Source organism: Paenarthrobacter sp. 2TAF44 (genome assembly GCF_052114885.1).
Taxonomy (GTDB): Bacteria; Actinomycetota; Actinomycetes; order Actinomycetales; family Micrococcaceae; genus Arthrobacter.
Map to the genome: position 1 here is coordinate 461,936 of NZ_JBFRFP010000001.1, position 16,650 is coordinate 478,585.

Consider the following 16,650-nt stretch of genomic DNA (forward strand, 5'->3'; position numbering starts at 1 on the left):
CATGACCAACTTCGTTCCCACACCCACGGTCCCCGCGCCGGATATTGTCCGCTGCGCCTACCTTGAACTCGTGGTCACGGACCTCGCCAAATCCCGGGCGTTCTACGTGGACCTGCTCGGCCTGCACGTCACCGAGGAAGACGAGAACACCATCTACCTGCGCTCCTTCGAGGAGTTCATCCACCACAACCTGGTCCTCCGCAAGGGCCCCGTCGCGGCCGCCGCTGCCTTCGCCTACCGGGTGAAGTCCCCGGCCGAGGTGGACGCCGCTGAGGCCTACTACCGCGAACTCGGGTGCCGGGTGGAGCGCCGCAAGGAAGGCTTCACCAAGGGCGTGGGCGACTCCGTCCGTGTGGAGGACCCGCTGGGCTTCCCCTACGAATTCTTCTACGATGTGGAACACGTCGAACGCCTCACCCAGCGCTACGACCTCTACTCCGCCGGCGAACTGGTCCGACTGGACCACTTCAACCAGGTCACCCCGGACGTCCCGCGCGGCCGCAAGTACCTTGAAGACCTCGGCTTCCGCGTCTCCGAAGACATCAAGGACTCCGACGGCGTCACCTACGCCGCGTGGATGCACCGCAAACAAACCGTGCACGATACCGCGTTGACCGGCGGCAACGGACCGCGCCTGCACCACATCGCCTTCTCCACCCACGAGAAGCACAACATCATCCAGATCTGCGACAAGATGGGCGCCCTGCGCATCTCGGACCGCATCGAACGCGGCCCCGGACGCCACGGCGTGTCCAACGCGTTCTACCTCTACATCCTGGACCCGGACGGCCACCGCGTGGAGATCTACACCCAGGACTACTACACCGGCGATCCGGACAACCCCACCGTCACCTGGGACGTCCACGACAACCAGCGCCGCGACTGGTGGGGCAACCCCGTCGTCCCGTCCTGGTACACCGAAGCATCCCTGGTCCTTGACCTGGACGGCAACCCGCAGCCCGTCATTGAACGCGAAGAAAAGTCCGAAATGGCCGTCACCGTCGGAGCCGATGGATTCTCCTACACCCGGCCCGAAGGCGCCTCCGGCGAGGCGGCTGAGGGCTTCAAGCTCGGCGCGCAGGTCTAGTCCACAACCAACTGACGAGATTCCTGTCAGCCACCGACCCCGATGGTTGAGCCTGACGCTACCTCTTCCCACAGGCTCAACCATCGGCCCCAATAATTCCCGAGGAAACCACCCATGACTGCTTCGCCCGTCCACTCCCCAACAGTTTCGCCAAAGCGCGAAACGTCCCTGCTTGCGTCGGTGCCTACCGGCCTCCTGATAGGCGGTGAGTGGCGGGATGCGTCCGACGGCGGCACGTTCGATGTGCACGATCCCGCCACCGGGGAGGTGCTCGCTACCCTCGCCTCCGCGACCAGCGTCGACGCGATCGCCGCGTTGGATGCCGCCGACGCCGCCCAGGGCTCCTGGGCACGGACCGCGCCCCGGACCCGGGCCGAGATCCTCCGCCGCGCCTTCGACCTCGTGACCGAACGGGCCGAGGACTTCGCGCTGCTGATGACCCTGGAAATGGGCAAACCCCTGGCCGAAGCACGCGGCGAAGTCACCTACGGGGCGGAGTTCCTGCGGTGGTTCTCCGAAGAAACCGTCCGCGACTACGGCCGCTACCTCACCACCCCCGAAGGCAAAAACAAGATCCTCGTCCAGCACAAACCCGTCGGACCCTGCCTGCTCATCACGCCCTGGAACTTCCCCCTGGCCATGGCCACCCGCAAAGTCGCCCCCGCCGTAGCGGCAGGCTGCACCATGGTCCTCAAACCCGCCAAACTCACACCCCTGACCGCGCAGTACTTCGCGCAGACCATGCTCGACGCCGGCCTGCCCGCGGGAGTCCTGAACGTCGTCGCCTCCTCCAGCGCATCCGGCATCTCCGGGCCCCTGCTGAAGGATTCCCGGCTGCGGAAGATCTCCTTCACCGGCTCCACCCCCGTCGGCAAAAGGCTCATGGCCGACGCCGCGCAGAACGTCCTGCGGACCTCCATGGAACTCGGCGGGAACGCACCCTTCATCGTGTTCGACGACGCAGACCTCGACGCCGCCATCGAAGGTGCCCTGGCTGCGAAGATGCGGAACATGGGCGAAGCCTGCACCGCCGCGAACCGCTTCCTCGTCCACGAATCCGTCGCCCAAGAGTTCACCCGAAAGTTCGCCGCTGCCATGGGCGCTTTGGTCACCGGCCGCGGCACCGAACCAGCCACGCAGGTTGGGCCGCTGATCGACGCCGGCGCCCGGGACGACGTCCACGCCTTGGTGAGTGCCGCCGTCGACGCCGGAGCTACCGCTGTCACCGGTGGCGCGCCCGTGGACGGACCCGGCTACTTCTACCAGCCCACCGTCCTGGCCAACGTCCCGAACGACGCAGCGATCCTTGGCCAGGAAATCTTCGGACCCGTCGCCCCCGTCACCACCTTCGACACCGAAGCGGCCGCCATCCGCCTGGCCAACGCCTCCGAGTACGGGCTCGCGTCCTACCTCTACAGCCGCGACTTCAACCGCCTTCTCCGGGTTGCGGAGCAGATCGAGTTCGGCATGGTCGGCTTCAACGCCGGCGTCATCTCCAACGCCGCCGCACCCTTCGGCGGAGTCAAGCAATCAGGCCTCGGCCGCGAAGGCGGCACCGAAGGCATCAACGAATACACCACCACCCAATACATCGGCATCGCCGACCCCTACGCACCATAAGACACGGCGGGCCCGGCAAAAGCCGGGCCCGCCGTGTCGCTGGCTCAAGAATCACCCCGGCTTCTGAAGCCTGGCGAGCATGCGACCGACTTCCACAACCGCAGGCCTTATTCTCGTCACATCGCTAATTGTGAGAAATTGCAGCATGAGACCGTCCAGTGCGGCGAAAGCCGCGAGGGAGACCTCATTATGAGTATCGATCCCCTTTTTAATAAGAGCCTGTTCCACGGTTCGCACATAATTCTCATACAGCCGGCTAACCATTTCCCGGATCTCGGGATTGCGGCGGGATTCGAGGATCATCTCGAATTGAAACAACTGAAGTTCAGGTTCTGCGCCCACCGAGCTGATCAGGGCGTCCGCAAAACTCTCGTCAAAGTCCGCAATACCTTCCAGACCCGTTTCCTCGATGGAGCGATGCACAGCCCACTCCATCGTGGCCGCGAGCAGACCATCCAGGGATCCAAAGTGATGAGTCACTAAAGCGTGGTTAACCCCCGCCCGGGAGCCAACGGAACGGTAGGTCACCCCACGGAGGCCTTTCTCGGCTACGACGCTGATGACAGCGGCCAACAAAGCGTCACGGCCATCGCCATAAGGCAATTTGCGAGGCTGGGAAGTCATGGATTGATCCTACCGGGGAGCAGACAGGGCTACAGACTCCAGCAGGACCCCGGCTTGCTGGGCCGCCTCCATTCCGCTTTCGATGGCACCATCGATGAAACCACCCCAACCATTGGCTATGTCGGAGCTGGCGAAAAGGACGCGCCCATGCGGCTTCTGCATCCCGGCCAAGTGACGAGACAAGAACCCCGTCTTGTGCATGGGCCACGTCTCACCCGAATATTCGTCCCCGGCCCAGTCATGAGTGGCGACGTCGAGAACTTCGGCGGCGGGAAGAAGCCGTCGCAGCTGATGCTCGACGGCGGACACATCAGTAGAGTCAATATTGCTGGCATCAGGACCGAACGCGACGATGACAGTGTCACCATTCACTTCGTACTCGCTCTGGAAAAAGTTAAGGGGCCAATCAGCTCCGCCCAAGGCCACAAACGGTTCATGGATCCCCCGTAGCCGTACCCAAATTTTTGTCCCCTTCGAAACCTGGCCACGTACCATCGCTTCCTGCTTTACAGCCGGGAGCTCAGGACGGAATGCAACCTTTTGCAACACAGCCAGCGGTATTGTCACGATGGCAGCAGCGGCAGTAACGGATTCCCCGTTTCGATCGGAGACAGTCACGATGCCTCCGTCTTCGCTTATCTCAGCAACCGTGAATCCGAAGTCAATTTCCGCGGAGGAGTCTTGGAGGATGGCCTGAGCCAAGGCTCCTGTTCCGCCGACGATTTTGTATGTGGCGCACGCTTCAAAACAGAGACTCCAGTCTCCGTTCGTCAAAGCGACCCATCGGAGTGCCTGGGTAAACGCGGCCTCATCAAGGGGTCCGTTGAAATTCAAGGCCCAGAAGGACTCCAGTATTTCCCGGCTGGCTCCCGGGGGAAATTCCGAGCGGATCCGATCCTTGACTGTTACATCGTCCACTTCGCGGAACGCGTCAGTGGCCAGTGGAGTGAAAGGTTCGGGAAAGTATTGTCGAGCTTCCCGTACGAATTCCTCATTGCCCGACCCAATGAGATTCAGCAGCTCCTCAGGGTCTCCCTCGTGGCGAGCTCCCGCCGCCCACCACATGGCTTTCTGCGGTTGCGGGCTGGGCGTCGTCACCAACCCGTACCGTTTCAGCTCGGCCCATATATAGGGCTGGGTCCAGTGGACCCAGGTTCCACCGATTTCAAGATCCCGGCCCAAACGCCGGTCCAGCCAGGTGCGTCCACCGATCCTGTCACGCGCCTCCAGGATTCGCACCATAAGGCCTTGGCGTGCGAGCTCGCGGGCAGCTGTAAGTCCGGCGAATCCGGCTCCGATAACGACAACGTCGACGTCGGTGGTCTCCATTGTGGGTTCCTTTCCGGCGGTTAGGAGTAGACGAAGAACTCGACAGTGGGCTCGTGGACTGACCACCGGGTCTTGGCCCCCTTGTTAAAGGACGCCGCGCCGCCAGGAGTGAGGTCGTAAGACTGTCCGCCCTCGACGTCGATGGTGAGATGCCCTTCGAGAATCGTGATGGTCTCATCAGCCTCAATGAGCAGATCGAAGGGTTCAGGGGCTTCCTCAGGGGTTACATGCCAGAATCCACAGGCCAGCGCGGGTCGTTCCCCGTCACCAAATCTGCGGATCCATTGAACGGATCCAAGTTCGAACGCTTCATTCTTGCCCTGGTCAAGGGCATCGGAAACAGTGAAGGCGGCGTTGGTCATTTTGACTCCAGAAAGGGTGTAGGCAGCTCTCGTGAGCTTGGGAAATCGGTAGCCTTCTGGCCACATGCGTGATTGGCATCACTCACCACGATTTAAGCAATTGCTTAGTTTCCTGTCAAGGCCACCACCCACGTGGATAGGATCAGTGCTATGGGCACTCCAAGCGGCGCAACAAAATATGGAACCGGCAAGGACGCACTCCTCAGGGCTGTCGTAGTGGTGGTGTCGGAGAAGGGCCTGCGCGGATTGACCTTTAGGTCGGTCGCGGAGTGCGCAGGAGTCAACAACTCCCTGGTAGCCCATCACTTCGGGACTCGTGACGCCTTGATAGCGGCCGCACTGGAATGGGCATCAGAGCGCTCCATCAGCGCTTCCAGGCTGCGGGAAGCCGTCACCGCGGGACAGTCCTTCACGGACTCGCTGCTCGATTTACTCCTGGAGGATCCCGAGCTTCAGATTTTTCAGTACGAAATGATCCTTGAGTCGCGGCGGCGCCCGGAACTCCGCGCCGGGGTGCTGGCGTTGTACGAAAGCTACATCGAAGCGCTCACTGAAGGCCTCGACGCTTCGGGCGCATCCTACAATTCCCGGGTTGTGGCCCGCATGCTTTTCGCGACACTCGACGGATTGGTCCTTCAGTACCTTTCCGGCGTTGAGCGCCAGCTCATTCAAGCGTCCCTTGAGGAAGTCCATGGGGTGCTACTGCGGCAGGGACTGTCACCGACAGCCGCAGATTCAGCACCCTGAGGGGTTCAAGCGGCCCCAGGCCACACTGACTGATTCGCCTCTCTGATGCGTCGAACTTAGCGGTCCACGGATGCCCGAAATCGACCCTTGACACTCCAAACTAAACATCTGTATAGTTTCGATTGTGGGCAGGATCACTAAAAGGCTGCCTGTCCTACACAGCATCGATCGACTTCCCCTCTCGCACTGCGCATCGGCGCGCAGAGCAGGCCTCCCCATCTCCCCATCACATGGCCCGTTGCGCCGGGCATTATGAAAGAGCCAATCCATGAATCAAGAATCAAGCCGCACCTCGGCAAGTCTTGGACTCGATGAGCACGTATCAACCACTCCGCCCATCCGCCTGAAGGCCAACAAGCTGGGTGTCATCGCCGTTGCCTTTTTTGCCATTGCAGCCGCGGCGCCGATGGCTGCAGTCGTCGGCGCGAGCCCGGTCCTGTTCTCAGCGAGCGGACCCGGGACACCCGTCATCTACGCAATCGCCGCGTTGTTGGTTGCTTTGTTTTCTGTTGGCTACCTCAGGATGAGCCGTCACATCACCAACGCGGGTGGTTTTGTTGCCTATATCGCGAAGGGCCTGGGAAACAAGTGGGCAACAGGAGGCGCCGGAATCGCCATTCTGACCTACCTCAGCCTTCAAGTTGGTCTATGGTCGCAGTTCGGTGTCTTTGCGCAGCAGCTCGTGGAAAGCCTGACCGGCCTCGGCCTCCCCGTCTATTTCTGGATTGTTGCCATCCTTGCCATCACCACCTTCCTCACGATGCGCGGCGTCGACGCGAGCCTGAAGGTTCTCGGCGTCCTGATCCTCGGCGAAACCCTGGTGGTGGCCGCGCTGGTAGTTTCACTCATCGTGCAAAAAGGATTCGGAGTCTTCACGTTCGAGGGGTTCACCGGCTCCAGCATCTTTGGGCCTGGTTTGGGCATCTCGCTCCTGTTCGCCTTCGCCTGCTTCACCAGCTTTGAAGCCACGGTGGTCTTCGCCGAGGAAGCCAAAAACCCCCACCGCACCATTCCCAGGGCGGCCTACCTGGTGATCGGTTTCATTGGTGTCTTCTACGCACTGTCCACCTGGGCCATCAGTGGAGCCATCGGCATCGACAACATCCAGACCGTTGCCACGGAGAACCCCTCAGGGATGATCTTCGACCTGGCCGAATCCAGCGCGGGCACCTGGCTTAGTATCGCCATGCAGATCCTGGTAGTGACGAGCTTTATCGCCATGCTTTTGGGCCTGTCCAACATGTTCTCCCGCTACTTGTTTGCACTGGGCCGGGCCGGCGCGTTGCCAGCCAAACTCAGCTCAGTCTCCAAGACTGGAGCCCCCTCATTCGCAGGACTCATCAACGCGGTGGTCGTTCTGGTGATCATCAGTATCTTCCTGCTAGCCGGGGCGGACCCCATCACCACGGTGTTTGCATGGTTCGTCGCGTTGGGCACCGCTGGATTCATCTCCATACTGCTGGTCACATCCGCGGCCATCGTCGTCTACTTCGCGCGGAAAGGAACCCGGGACAACATCTGGGTCACCGTCATCGCACCCGCGTTATCCTTCCTCGCCTTCGTCGTCGTCGGCTATCTCACCCTGGACAACTACGATGTCCTGCTCGGCGGCGCCGGAGGGATCGCAAAGTGGCTGCTCCTGGGCATCCCGCTTCTCTTCGTGGCCGGTTGGGCCCGTGGCCTGCGAAAGCCGTCCATCGACTACGCCGCGGAAATTGTCTGAGTCCCCGGCAAATTCCTGCACTCCCACGAACGAAATCACTAATACGACAGGAAACACCTATGAACTCCGCCGAAATTCAGGATTACATCCCAACCAACGAATGGCCACCCGTTTCGACAATGCTTGACGGATTCGGAGACCAGACACTGCCGGCATCTCCGGCATTGTCAGGAACCACACTCCGCATCCCTGCCCAAGGCGGCAGTTCGGCGGAGTATTCCTTCCAGGATTCCTCCACGGTTATCTGGATCAATTCCGGCCCCGACAGCGAAACCAGCGGCACGGCAAGTTACAAGGCTATCGAGGCCCGTCCGGAGATCTTCATCGTTGACTTCGTCCGCGGGGAAGGCACCGACGCCGAGAACGTCACCATTGTTGTGGACAGGAACACCGGCGCCGTAACCAGTGGCGTGTCCACCTTCCGGGTTGTCGACGGCAAGACCCGCAGCACCACCGAATTCAGCCAGACCAACATCCACGGCACCGACGTCCTCCACCAGCGATCCTCGGAACTGGTGGGCAAGCGGGTCTTCTACCGCTACAGCGACGTCGAGACCTACGAACACATCTACCTGAACCCCGGCACCTTTACCTGGAACTGTGTCCGCGGCGGCGAAGCCGGACTTGCCGATACCGATCGTTGCATGACCTGGGACGTGGCCGAAGACCTGTTCATCTTCTTCTGGACCGAAAAGGTCATGACGGTAGAAGCCGTGCTGCTGGTTGACCTGCAGGAAGAACGATCCATCGGCCGCATGTTCGGGTGGGACGATCCAGCCGCAGAACCGGTAGTCCTTCCCTTCAACTCACGACTGACCGTCCTGAACACCACCGAATACCCCCAGGACACACACAAGCACTAGCCACACCCCGGGGATGCCCAACCAGCCATGAGCACCCTGGGCACAACTTCGGCGATGGAGCACTTTCATGGATATGCATTTGACCGACCGCGTAGTCATGGTCACCGGAGGAGGATCCGGCATAGGCCGTGCCTGCGTGGAGGCTCTGACTGCTGAAGGCGCCAAGGTCCTGATCGTCGAACGGAACACCGAAGGCGAGGAAGCCGCCGCCCAGCTCCGGGCGGCAGGCCACCATGTGGAATTCGTGCAGACCGACGTGTCCAACGAGGCCGACGTCGAGTTGGCCCTCAAGACCATTGAGCGCATCTTCGGACGGTTGGATTCAGTAATCGCATGCGCCGGAGTGTCAGGGCCGGTCGGCACCAACGCGACACAGGTGTCAGTTGAAGCCTGGGATCATGTCATGGCCGTCAATGTCCGTGGAAATTTCCTTATAGCCAAGCACTCCGTCGGACTGCTGTCCAAAAGCCCGGAGCCGTCCATGGTCCTCCTTGGGTCGGACTCCGCGCTGGTTGCCTTCAAGGACAGACCTGTCACGGCCGGAAGGTTTCACAGGCTCAAACCTGCCGTTGATCCGTCCCGATCAGGTTGCACGTCATGCCGTCTTCGTGGCCTCTCCGGTCAGCGCGCCTGTCAACGGAACAACCTTGGTGGCAGATTTTGGCTACACGGCACGGTCAGCGATGCCCGCGCTGGATTTCAGCTGACAGATAACCGTCCACGCTCAGCCGCGGACCACCTTTACCAACAAGAGGAGCATTCAATTGGAAACCTACGACTCCCTGCTTTCCCGAATTGAACCGGCGCACGGCCAAGCCAGCCGAACCATTTTTGACCCGGCTACCGGCAAACCCGTGGGAGAAGCCCCGATCCACACCATCGATGACCTCGAGACTGCCGTAGCTGCCGCTGTTGCCGCGCAGCCGGCCTGGGCTGCCTTGGGCCACGACGCCAGGTCCGCTGCCCTTATGAAGGCCGCCGACGCCGTCGAGCGTTCCGCCGAAGAGCTCGCTCAACTCCTCTCGCGCGAGCAGGGCAAGCCCCTGAACGGTCCCAACGCCCGGTTCGAAGTAGGCGCTTGTGTCGCATGGCTTCGTGCCACTGCAGCGTTGCCGTTGGAACCTGAAACCCTGGTCGACGACGGCGAAACCCGGGCCGAACTTCACTACCGGCCCATCGGCGTGGTCGGTGCCATCGGCCCCTGGAACTGGCCCATGATGATCGCGGTCTGGCAGATCGCCCCAGCGCTTCGCATGGGCAACGCCGTGGTTGTGAAGCCCTCCCAAAACACTCCCTTAAGCGTCCTGGCTTTGGTGTCCGTTATCAACGAAGAGCTGCCCGAGGGCGTGCTATCCGTTCTGAGCAGCGGCCGTGACGTCGGGTCCCGTCTCACCGAGCACCCGGCTATCGGAAAGCTCATGTTCACCGGCTCCACTGCAGCCGGCAGGGCAATCATCAAGTCATCGGCAGATACTGTCAAACGGCTCACCATGGAACTGGGTGGCAACGACGCCGGCATTGTCCTGCCCGACGCCGATCCCAAGGCAATTGCCGAAGACCTCTTCTGGGGTGCCTTCATCAACACAGGGCAAACCTGCGCCGCCCTCAAACGGCTCTACGTTCACGACTCCATTTACGAAGCCGTGTGCGAGGAGCTCACCAACGTTGCCATGGCCATGCCCATGGGGAACGGACTGGACGAAAACAATGTCCTGGGACCCCTGCAAAACAAGGCGCAGTACAACGTGGTCGACGAACTCGTGGAGGCCGCGAAAGTATCTGGTGCCCGGGTACTGATCGGCGGCAACCCTGATCGTGAACAGCCTGGCTTCTTCTACCCGACCACGCTGGTAGCTGACATAGATAACGACAACCCGCTGGTGGCCGAGGAACAATTCGGTCCGGCCCTGCCGATCATCCGGTACACCACCCTCGACGAAGCTGTGGCGAAAGCCAACGCGCTCGACGTCGGACTCGGCGCCTCGGTATGGTCCTCGAACCTGTCCGCCGCGCGCGAGGTCGCGGCTAGGCTCGAAGCCGGGACCGTCTGGATCAACAGGCACGGAGCGGTGGATCCACGCATCCCCTTCGGCGGGGCAAAGCAATCGGGCTACGGACTCGAATTCGGCGTCGAAGGCCTCAAAGCTTTGGGCGTCCCCCAGGTCATCAACGGCTGACACCAGTCCCCTCCGGCAAGGGGATGCACATCCGAACAGGGCGGGCATCCCCTTGCCAGTGGCCCGGACTCCCGCGTGGCTGAAACTACACACCGCTATCGGACAGACAGGCACACAGTGAATGACCTCAGTAGGCCCGTGGCCATCGTGACCGGCGGAGGCACAGGCATAGGTGCCGCTGCAGCCGCCGCCCTGCGCTCAGACGGATGGGATGTCGTCATCTGCGGCCGACGACTAGCCAATCTGGAAGACACCGCCTCGCAAACTGGCGCGATCCCCGTTGTGGCCGACGCTTCAACAGAAGAAGGCGCGCAGAAGGTCGTTGAAGAAACAGTGACCAGGTTCGGATCCATCAATGGCTTGGTCCTGAACGCCGGCATTGTCCGGCCGGGCAAGGTAGGGGAACTGGACGGCAGAGACTGGGATGCCATGATCCAAACCAACCTGACCGGCCCGTTCCTCCTGACCAAAGCAGCCATGCCATACCTCATGGAGACGTCGGGATCCGTCGTAGGAGTGGCTTCCGCGGCAGCACTGAGGGCTACAGGAGGCATCCCCGGATACAACGCATCAAAGGCCGGACTGACCATGCTCATGCAGTCCGTCGCTATTGATTACGGCCATCTGGGGGTGCGGGCAAACGCCATTTGCCCAGGCTGGACGCGCACCGAAATGGCCGACATGGAGATGGAGGAATACGGGGCGGAGCTGGGGCTCGAACGCGAAAACGCCTATTCGACTGCCACGGCATTTATCCCTAATCGACGGCCCGCTGAGGCAAAGGAAGTGGGCAATGTCGTCGCTTGGCTGCTCTCCCCTTACGCGTCCTATATCAACGCGGCAGTCATCCCGGTCGATGGTGGAATGGTAGCCGTCGATCCTGGTTCACTGAGCCTGGACCCGCGGGTGCGTATCGACATCAGAGATGCTCGATCGCTATAGCTTCACCCGATTCCTCAGCTCTCAGCCTGCCTGCTTTTTTGTCGGTCACAGGCAGGCTGGGAGCTACTGGAAGGATCTGAGCCTTTGACGCTTGCTTGCCGGGCAACCAGCGTCCGGTGTCCCTGTCTGGTATGGAATTAGTGAGTGGTGACGTTGACTACTTCCGTGATGGCGCCCACGGGGAAGTTCGTGTAGCTGGAGAAGTCGAAGCCGTTGTACCCAAAGATCTTGCCGTCTGTTTTTAGTCGGTTCATATCGATGAGAATGACGCCGAGGGTGGGGACGATCTTTTCACGCCAGACGAACAGATACAGAGCCTCAGCGATTTTGATGTAGTGACAGCGGTCGGTGTCACCCAGACCGGCTTCTGAGCCCTTGATGCAGTGCCACGTGTAGAAGTTGTTGTTCAGGTAAACGTGTTCGTATACCTCTTCGGGGCTGTAGTGGTAGCGGTTCCTTAGCCCGATCAGTTCGGTGGTGGGGGCGTGCGCGGTTCCTCCCTGCGTCCCGCCCACTGAGCCATGAAGAATGGCTGCTTCAACTCCAGTTAGTTCGGTGCCTTGGCGTGCCCTGTCGTAGGCACTGATGGAAGTGGCTTGCTCGTCAGGGAGTGCTGCCTCTACCAGCGTCACTTGCCCGCTGTTGTTGTCCAGTACGAGGCTCATTGACTTCTTGACCGAGTCGCCCACGAGGAAATCGTTGCCCATGAGGAAATCAACGAAGTAGATGCCTTCCCTGACGGAGGTGACGCGTGCGTCCTGCTCCCGGCCGTCCCAGACCAGTGTCTGGCTGTTCAAGATCCGGAACTCGTGAGTGCGTCCGCCCGGGAAATGGAGCGTGAAATCCTGGCCGTTCAGGCCCTCGTTCACTTCGAGAATGTTGTTGTTAACGGCGAAACCTTCACCCAGGGCGCCGACGGAAATAAACTCGGGCGTTGTTGTGGTGTTCAAAATGAAATCCTTTCGTGGTGGTTGCGGTAGTCGTTCAGGCAGGAAAAGACGACCGTGCGTGGTAGCCGTAGTCAGCCATGAGGGAGACACCGTTGACAGGGCCGGAGAGAGGGGATGCAAGACTGAGCACAAGCCAGGCAACATCCCAAGGCTTACTGACGGGGTATTCGGCGTCCTCAAATGAGTCAATGCCCAGGCCTTCGCGGGCCATTGGCGTATCCACGATTGACGGGCAGACGCTGTTGACGCGGATGCCGTCATTGTAGAGTTCCGTCGACAAAGCCCGGGTCAGCTGGACGATTGCGCCCTTGGATGCGTTGTAAGCCAACATGCCTGGCACGGCGACAAAGCCGGAGTCACTGCCGATGAGCGTATATGTCGCACCTGTCCCCTCGCGAAGATAGGGCAACGCTGTCTTGATGGCCAGGAACGGGCCCAGCACATTGGTCCGTTGGACCTCCATGAACTCCTCGGCCGGAACCTGATCCACAGGGCTGCCGAGGGATCCTGAGATGCCGGCGCTGCTGACAAGGTGATCCAAGCCGCCTAATTGTGACACCAGGTCACTGGTGGCGGACTGTACAGCTGACTCGTCGGACATGTCACAGACGCCTCCGACGACGGTTACGCGGGGATGTCTTGCACGTAGGTCCTCCACCGCCGTCGAGAGCCGTTGGGACGATCTGCCGACAATGCCTACGTTGGCCCCTTCTCCGGCGAAGGCATCGGCCACTGCGAGCCCGATACCCGACGTTCCGCCGGTGACCAGGACCCGCCGGCCCGCTAGTCCGAGGTCTACCATGAGCCGGGTCCAGATGTGCTGGTGGCATCGGCGAGGTCGCGATGCGCTTTGTCGTAGTGCTCCATGTCGCTGAGCAGCTCGTGGTAAATCTCAGGCCTGCGGGACTTGAGCCATTGTGCAGTTGCGAGTCCGGTGAGAACCGCAACAACGAGCAGCCACGGCAGCGCGCCGATGACGGGATTGTCCGAACCGGCCAGTGCGGTGAAGTTTAGAATCGCCAGCAGCACGATCAGGGCAAGCCCGAGTGCTCCAAGGCTCGGGGCCACCAGGGTTTTCCAGAGCCTTGGGTCCCTGTTGCGACGGAAGTGGACGACAACGGCCACAGCGGCAAGCATTTGAAGGGTCAGGATTCCCAAGGTGCCGAACCCCGTCATTGAGGCGGTCAAGGCGGTAATGGGGTCCAAACCAGCCACGTAGTAGATTCCCGCAATCAGCGTGCCGAAAAGTAGCTGCGCGGCGCTGGCGTTCTGGGGGGATCCGTTGGAGCTTCGTGTGCGACTGAGGGCTCTCGGCAGAATTCCGACGCGGCCGTAGGCGTAGATGTAGCGGGCGGCCGAGTTGTGGAGTGCCAGCAGGGCAGCGAAGAGTGAGACCAGAAGCAGGACCATCATGACCTTGGTGAGGGTGTCGCCGAGGTATTGATTAGAGAGCATGAAGACCAGGTCACCTGTAGGCAAGTGCTCGATGGCAGTGTCCTGTGCCTGGGCGACACCCAGGGCGCTGACGATGGCCCACGTCGTGAATGCAGCGAACGCGCCAATGAACAAGATGGCGATGTACGTCGCTTTCGGGATCGTGCGGTGAGGGTCCCGGGCTTCCTCGCTGAACAGGCCCGTTGCTTCGAAGCCGACAAAGCAATTGGCTGCGAAGAGCAAGGCCAGTCCGAGTGATCCCGAGAACACTGCCTGGGGCATCAGCGCTTCAAATGAGAACCCGTGCGTGAACAGAACGTTGAAGTCCAGGATCAGGAGGATGGACACCTCCAGGACCAGGCAGACGCCCAACACTTTTGCGCTGAAATCGATGCCTCGGCGTGTCAGCAAGAAGATCAACACCACGGTTATGAGGCTCCAGAGGAACCACGGCAGGTCCAGTCCTGTCAGTTCTTTGATGACTGTGGCGGTGAAGAAGCCGGACGTGCCGATAGCTCCAGCCACAAAGCAGTTATAGCCGAGCAGGGCGATGTTGCCTGCCACAAGGCCCATGCGACGGCCGAGGCCTTTGACGACGAAAGCGTAAAACCCTCCGGCACTGACGAGCTTCTTGGCCATTTGTGCGTAGCCGACAGCGAAGAGCAGCAGAATCAGGGTTGCGATGATAAACGCACCGGGCATACCCCCTCCGTTGCCCAGGGCAATGCCTAGGGTTGCGATAACGATGATGCCGGTCAACGGAGCTACCGCTGCCAGAACCAGAAAAACGATGCCTCCTACGCCCAAGGCATTGGAAGAGAGCTCGGTGCCGGCAGCGCCTTGCTCAGGAAATTGAGGTTTCACGGGGTTTACTCCTGGGAGATGAACGAGCGAAGGTCGTGCTTTTTGGTACAACTGGGTACCCACCGGTGAGCCGGAAAGCTGCACGGGCGTGGGGAGACAGGACGCCTGACCGGAGATTTCCGGGGAAGGATGGTCAGGAGGCTGCGGACGTATAGCTTTTGGAGATGTAGTTTCGGGCGAGTCCAAGGACCATCGGAACAACGCGTTCGACGATGAATTCTGCGGCTTCGTCACCTCTGCGCGTGGATGCCCAGCCCAAATAGGTCAAGCCCCGCGAGAGCAGCATGGCGTCCCAGGATTGCAGGAATCCGTCCGGCAAGGCTCGGGCCGAGGCGTAGCCCTCAAGCAGAGCTCGGCGGTAGTTCTCGTAAAGGGGGTGCGGCTGGAAGAAGAACATGATCGTTGCCAGATCGAAGAGGTGCCAACCCTCACCGAAGTCGTCGAAATCGATCAAAACCATCTGGCCGTCGTGTCCGACCAGAACGTTTTCGGGAGTCAGATCCGCGTGGATCACCCCGTACGCATCGACAGACTTTGGGAGGGCCGACAGGTCTTGCCGCAGCTTCTCCACCCCGGATTCCAGGAGTGATTCGCCCTCGGGACCCAGGCTCTGAAGCGCCAACGGGTCACCCCACTGGGCCGAGCCACCTACCAGCCCGTCGGCATCCCAGGCCTGGCGCCGGAACGCTTCGACACGGCCGATTATGGAAGTGCATGTGTGCAGTTCAGCGGTCAGGACGCCCAACTGGCGGAATACTGACGGATCAAGTGAGCTTTCCCCCGCCATCGCTTCAGTGATGTCACCCAAGGGCACTCCACCCTCCACCCAACGCAAGACGTCCAGTTGGAAGACGGTGCCGTCCTCAGCTGTGACTACGCATACGAAGTCACCTTTGAGGGTGGCAACCGGCTGGGACACGCTTAGCCCGTGCTCAGCCAGCGCATGCAGATAGGCAAGCTCGGTATTGATCTCCGCGTCAGTCCTGTACCCGGCCCGATGCAGGCGGATGGCATAGCTGTCCCCGGAGTCAGATATGAGCCGGAAAACGTAGTTCTCCCGGTACTTGACCAATTCAATGGGGGCTGTTGGATCAAAACCATACTGCTCCAGCGCTCCCCTGACTGTTCGGATTGCTGCTTGTGTCGTCATGCTGATTTCCTGCTTCCTGAGCCCGGTTGTGAGCGGGGTCATACCTAAAGCTAAATCCTGCACACACAGTTTGGCAACAGTACAACGTGTTTAGTTTTTGTGTGCCATGTGTCATTATTGAATAAGCAAGACACAGATGGCCTTGGGAAGGTTGGATCACCGCATGGACCTGAAAACGGACAAGCAACTGTCGCTGCGTGAGCGCAACCGGCTTCGGACGCGATCAGACATTCTCGACGCGGCGGCAGAGATGTTGGGCGAGGGTGGTTACTCCGGGCTCGCCCTCGAAGAAGTCAGCCAGCGGGCTGGACTCTCCCGGGGAACTGTGTACGCGCATTTTCCCGGCGGGCGCGATGATGTAGTCCGGGAGGTGTACCTGCGGGTCGCAGACGCCGTGCACGCCCGAGGCCTGGAGCTTCGCGACGAAGCAAGCGACACAGCAGACCGCATATCAGCTTTGGCACGGGCCTACGTGGAAATGACCAGTACTCCTTCAGGACGCTTCTACGGCCTTATGGGGCCGGACGTCACACCTGTCCTTTCCGGTGTGCGGCGGACATCCGAGTCGTTCGAGGCGCTGATCAAACTCGACCTTTCCACGGCACTCGCTGCAGGTCAATTGCACCAAGGCTCCGACAGTGATGCCTTGGCCACGGCGCTGTCGGGAGCCATTCGAGCCTCGGGCGCCCGGGCCGCCGTGACACCCGGAACCGCCGAGCAACAGATAGCCGCCGTAAAACTGCTCGTCGAAGGCCTCCTCACTAAACCGGCATAGAAC

Annotated in this window: 16 protein-coding genes; 9 read left to right on the top strand and 7 right to left on the bottom strand. The window is 60.8% G+C overall.

What is annotated here, in order from left to right; genetic code table 11:
- The first annotated feature begins 1 nt into the window (after position 1).
- Both hpaD and AB4Z15_RS02010 read left to right on the top strand, forming a co-directional pair.
- Positions 2 to 1,087 (top strand): 3,4-dihydroxyphenylacetate 2,3-dioxygenase, encoded by a 1,086-nt coding sequence (gene hpaD, locus AB4Z15_RS02005; RefSeq protein WP_442015816.1) that lies wholly within the window; start codon positions 2 to 4, stop codon positions 1,085 to 1,087.
- 114 nt (positions 1,088 to 1,201) lie between these two features.
- The gene (locus tag AB4Z15_RS02010; protein WP_442015817.1) at positions 1,202 to 2,707 is read left to right on the top strand and encodes an NAD-dependent succinate-semialdehyde dehydrogenase; all 1,506 of its coding nucleotides are present in this window, start codon (positions 1,202 to 1,204) and stop codon (positions 2,705 to 2,707) included.
- 51 nt (positions 2,708 to 2,758) lie between these two features.
- Here AB4Z15_RS02010 and AB4Z15_RS02015 read toward each other — a convergent pair whose 3' ends face one another.
- Genes AB4Z15_RS02015 through AB4Z15_RS02025 form a run of 3 tightly spaced genes read right to left on the bottom strand, consistent with a single transcriptional unit; the run spans position 2,759 to position 5,022 of the window.
- Positions 2,759 to 3,331 (bottom strand): TetR/AcrR family transcriptional regulator, encoded by a 573-nt coding sequence (locus AB4Z15_RS02015; protein WP_442015818.1) that lies wholly within the window; start codon positions 3,329 to 3,331, stop codon positions 2,759 to 2,761.
- Positions 3,332 to 3,340: 9 nt separating this feature from the next.
- Entirely contained in the window at positions 3,341 to 4,660 is a 1,320-nt protein-coding gene (locus AB4Z15_RS02020; RefSeq protein WP_442015819.1) for a flavin monoamine oxidase family protein, read from the bottom strand.
- 20 nt (positions 4,661 to 4,680) lie between these two features.
- Positions 4,681 to 5,022: a cupin domain-containing protein gene (locus tag AB4Z15_RS02025; RefSeq protein WP_442015820.1), complete on the bottom strand. Its 342-nt coding sequence runs from the start codon at positions 5,020 to 5,022 to the stop codon at positions 4,681 to 4,683.
- A 150-nt stretch (positions 5,023 to 5,172) separates the two neighbouring features.
- Between AB4Z15_RS02025 and AB4Z15_RS02030 the strand changes: the two genes are divergently transcribed.
- From AB4Z15_RS02030 to AB4Z15_RS02055, 6 genes are all read left to right on the top strand, one after another.
- Positions 5,173 to 5,769 carry a TetR/AcrR family transcriptional regulator gene (locus AB4Z15_RS02030; RefSeq protein WP_442015821.1) on the top strand — a complete coding sequence of 199 codons (597 nt, stop codon included), beginning with the start codon at positions 5,173 to 5,175 and terminating at the stop codon, positions 5,767 to 5,769.
- Between the two features lie 268 nt (positions 5,770 to 6,037).
- A complete protein-coding gene (locus tag AB4Z15_RS02035) occupies positions 6,038 to 7,492 on the top strand; it encodes an APC family permease (protein WP_442015822.1) in 1,455 nt (484 codons plus the stop codon).
- Positions 7,493 to 7,551: 59 nt separating this feature from the next.
- Positions 7,552 to 8,355 (top strand): MoaF C-terminal domain-containing protein, encoded by an 804-nt coding sequence (locus tag AB4Z15_RS02040; RefSeq protein ID WP_442015823.1) that lies wholly within the window; start codon positions 7,552 to 7,554, stop codon positions 8,353 to 8,355.
- Positions 8,356 to 8,422: 67 nt separating this feature from the next.
- Entirely contained in the window at positions 8,423 to 9,154 is a 732-nt protein-coding gene (locus AB4Z15_RS02045; protein WP_442015824.1) for an SDR family NAD(P)-dependent oxidoreductase, read from the top strand.
- A complete protein-coding gene (locus tag AB4Z15_RS02050) occupies positions 9,120 to 10,532 on the top strand; it encodes an aldehyde dehydrogenase family protein (protein WP_442015825.1) in 1,413 nt (470 codons plus the stop codon). Before AB4Z15_RS02045 ends, AB4Z15_RS02050 begins: the two co-directional genes overlap by 35 nt.
- A 75-nt stretch (positions 10,533 to 10,607) precedes the next feature.
- Positions 10,608 to 11,474: an SDR family NAD(P)-dependent oxidoreductase gene (locus AB4Z15_RS02055; protein WP_442015826.1), complete on the top strand. Its 867-nt coding sequence runs from the start codon at positions 10,608 to 10,610 to the stop codon at positions 11,472 to 11,474.
- A gap of 137 nt (positions 11,475 to 11,611) precedes the next feature.
- Here the strand turns inward: AB4Z15_RS02055 and AB4Z15_RS02060 are convergent, their stop codons facing one another.
- The 4 genes from AB4Z15_RS02060 to AB4Z15_RS02075 form a co-directional block, all read right to left on the bottom strand.
- Positions 11,612 to 12,424, bottom strand: coding sequence for a MoaF C-terminal domain-containing protein (locus tag AB4Z15_RS02060; protein WP_442015827.1), 813 nt, complete (start codon positions 12,422 to 12,424; stop codon positions 11,612 to 11,614).
- A gap of 34 nt (positions 12,425 to 12,458) precedes the next feature.
- Positions 12,459 to 13,226 (bottom strand): SDR family NAD(P)-dependent oxidoreductase, encoded by a 768-nt coding sequence (locus AB4Z15_RS02065; RefSeq protein ID WP_442015828.1) that lies wholly within the window; start codon positions 13,224 to 13,226, stop codon positions 12,459 to 12,461.
- Positions 13,220 to 14,722 (bottom strand): APC family permease, encoded by a 1,503-nt coding sequence (locus tag AB4Z15_RS02070; protein ID WP_442015829.1) that lies wholly within the window; start codon positions 14,720 to 14,722, stop codon positions 13,220 to 13,222. Before AB4Z15_RS02070 ends, AB4Z15_RS02065 begins: the two co-directional genes overlap by 7 nt.
- 133 nt (positions 14,723 to 14,855) lie before the next feature.
- Entirely contained in the window at positions 14,856 to 15,872 is a 1,017-nt protein-coding gene (locus AB4Z15_RS02075) for a phosphotransferase enzyme family protein (protein ID WP_442015830.1), read from the bottom strand.
- A 163-nt stretch (positions 15,873 to 16,035) separates the two neighbouring features.
- Between AB4Z15_RS02075 and AB4Z15_RS02080 the strand changes: the two genes are divergently transcribed.
- Positions 16,036 to 16,647: a TetR/AcrR family transcriptional regulator gene (locus tag AB4Z15_RS02080; protein ID WP_442015831.1), complete on the top strand. Its 612-nt coding sequence runs from the start codon at positions 16,036 to 16,038 to the stop codon at positions 16,645 to 16,647.
- The last annotated feature ends 3 nt before the right edge of the window (positions 16,648 to 16,650 follow it).

Excerpts from the sequence above, each read along its gene's own strand:
- hpaD (WP_442015816.1), top strand. The coding sequence starts at position 2 with ATGACCAACTTCGTTCCCACACCCACGGTCCCCGCGCCGGATATTGTC.
- AB4Z15_RS02010 (WP_442015817.1), top strand. The coding sequence starts at position 1,202 with ATGACTGCTTCGCCCGTCCACTCCCCAACAGTTTCGCCAAAGCGCGAA.
- AB4Z15_RS02015 (WP_442015818.1), bottom strand. The coding sequence starts at position 3,331 with ATGACTTCCCAGCCTCGCAAATTGCCTTATGGCGATGGCCGTGACGCT.
- AB4Z15_RS02020 (WP_442015819.1), bottom strand. The coding sequence starts at position 4,660 with ATGGAGACCACCGACGTCGACGTTGTCGTTATCGGAGCCGGATTCGCC.
- AB4Z15_RS02025 (WP_442015820.1), bottom strand. The coding sequence starts at position 5,022 with ATGACCAACGCCGCCTTCACTGTTTCCGATGCCCTTGACCAGGGCAAG.
- AB4Z15_RS02030 (WP_442015821.1), top strand. The coding sequence starts at position 5,173 with ATGGGCACTCCAAGCGGCGCAACAAAATATGGAACCGGCAAGGACGCA.
- AB4Z15_RS02035 (WP_442015822.1), top strand. The coding sequence starts at position 6,038 with ATGAATCAAGAATCAAGCCGCACCTCGGCAAGTCTTGGACTCGATGAG.
- AB4Z15_RS02040 (WP_442015823.1), top strand. The coding sequence starts at position 7,552 with ATGAACTCCGCCGAAATTCAGGATTACATCCCAACCAACGAATGGCCA.
- AB4Z15_RS02045 (WP_442015824.1), top strand. The coding sequence starts at position 8,423 with ATGGATATGCATTTGACCGACCGCGTAGTCATGGTCACCGGAGGAGGA.
- AB4Z15_RS02065 (WP_442015828.1), bottom strand. The coding sequence starts at position 13,226 with ATGGTAGACCTCGGACTAGCGGGCCGGCGGGTCCTGGTCACCGGCGGA.
- AB4Z15_RS02075 (WP_442015830.1), bottom strand. The coding sequence starts at position 15,872 with ATGACGACACAAGCAGCAATCCGAACAGTCAGGGGAGCGCTGGAGCAG.
- AB4Z15_RS02080 (WP_442015831.1), top strand. The coding sequence starts at position 16,036 with ATGGACCTGAAAACGGACAAGCAACTGTCGCTGCGTGAGCGCAACCGG.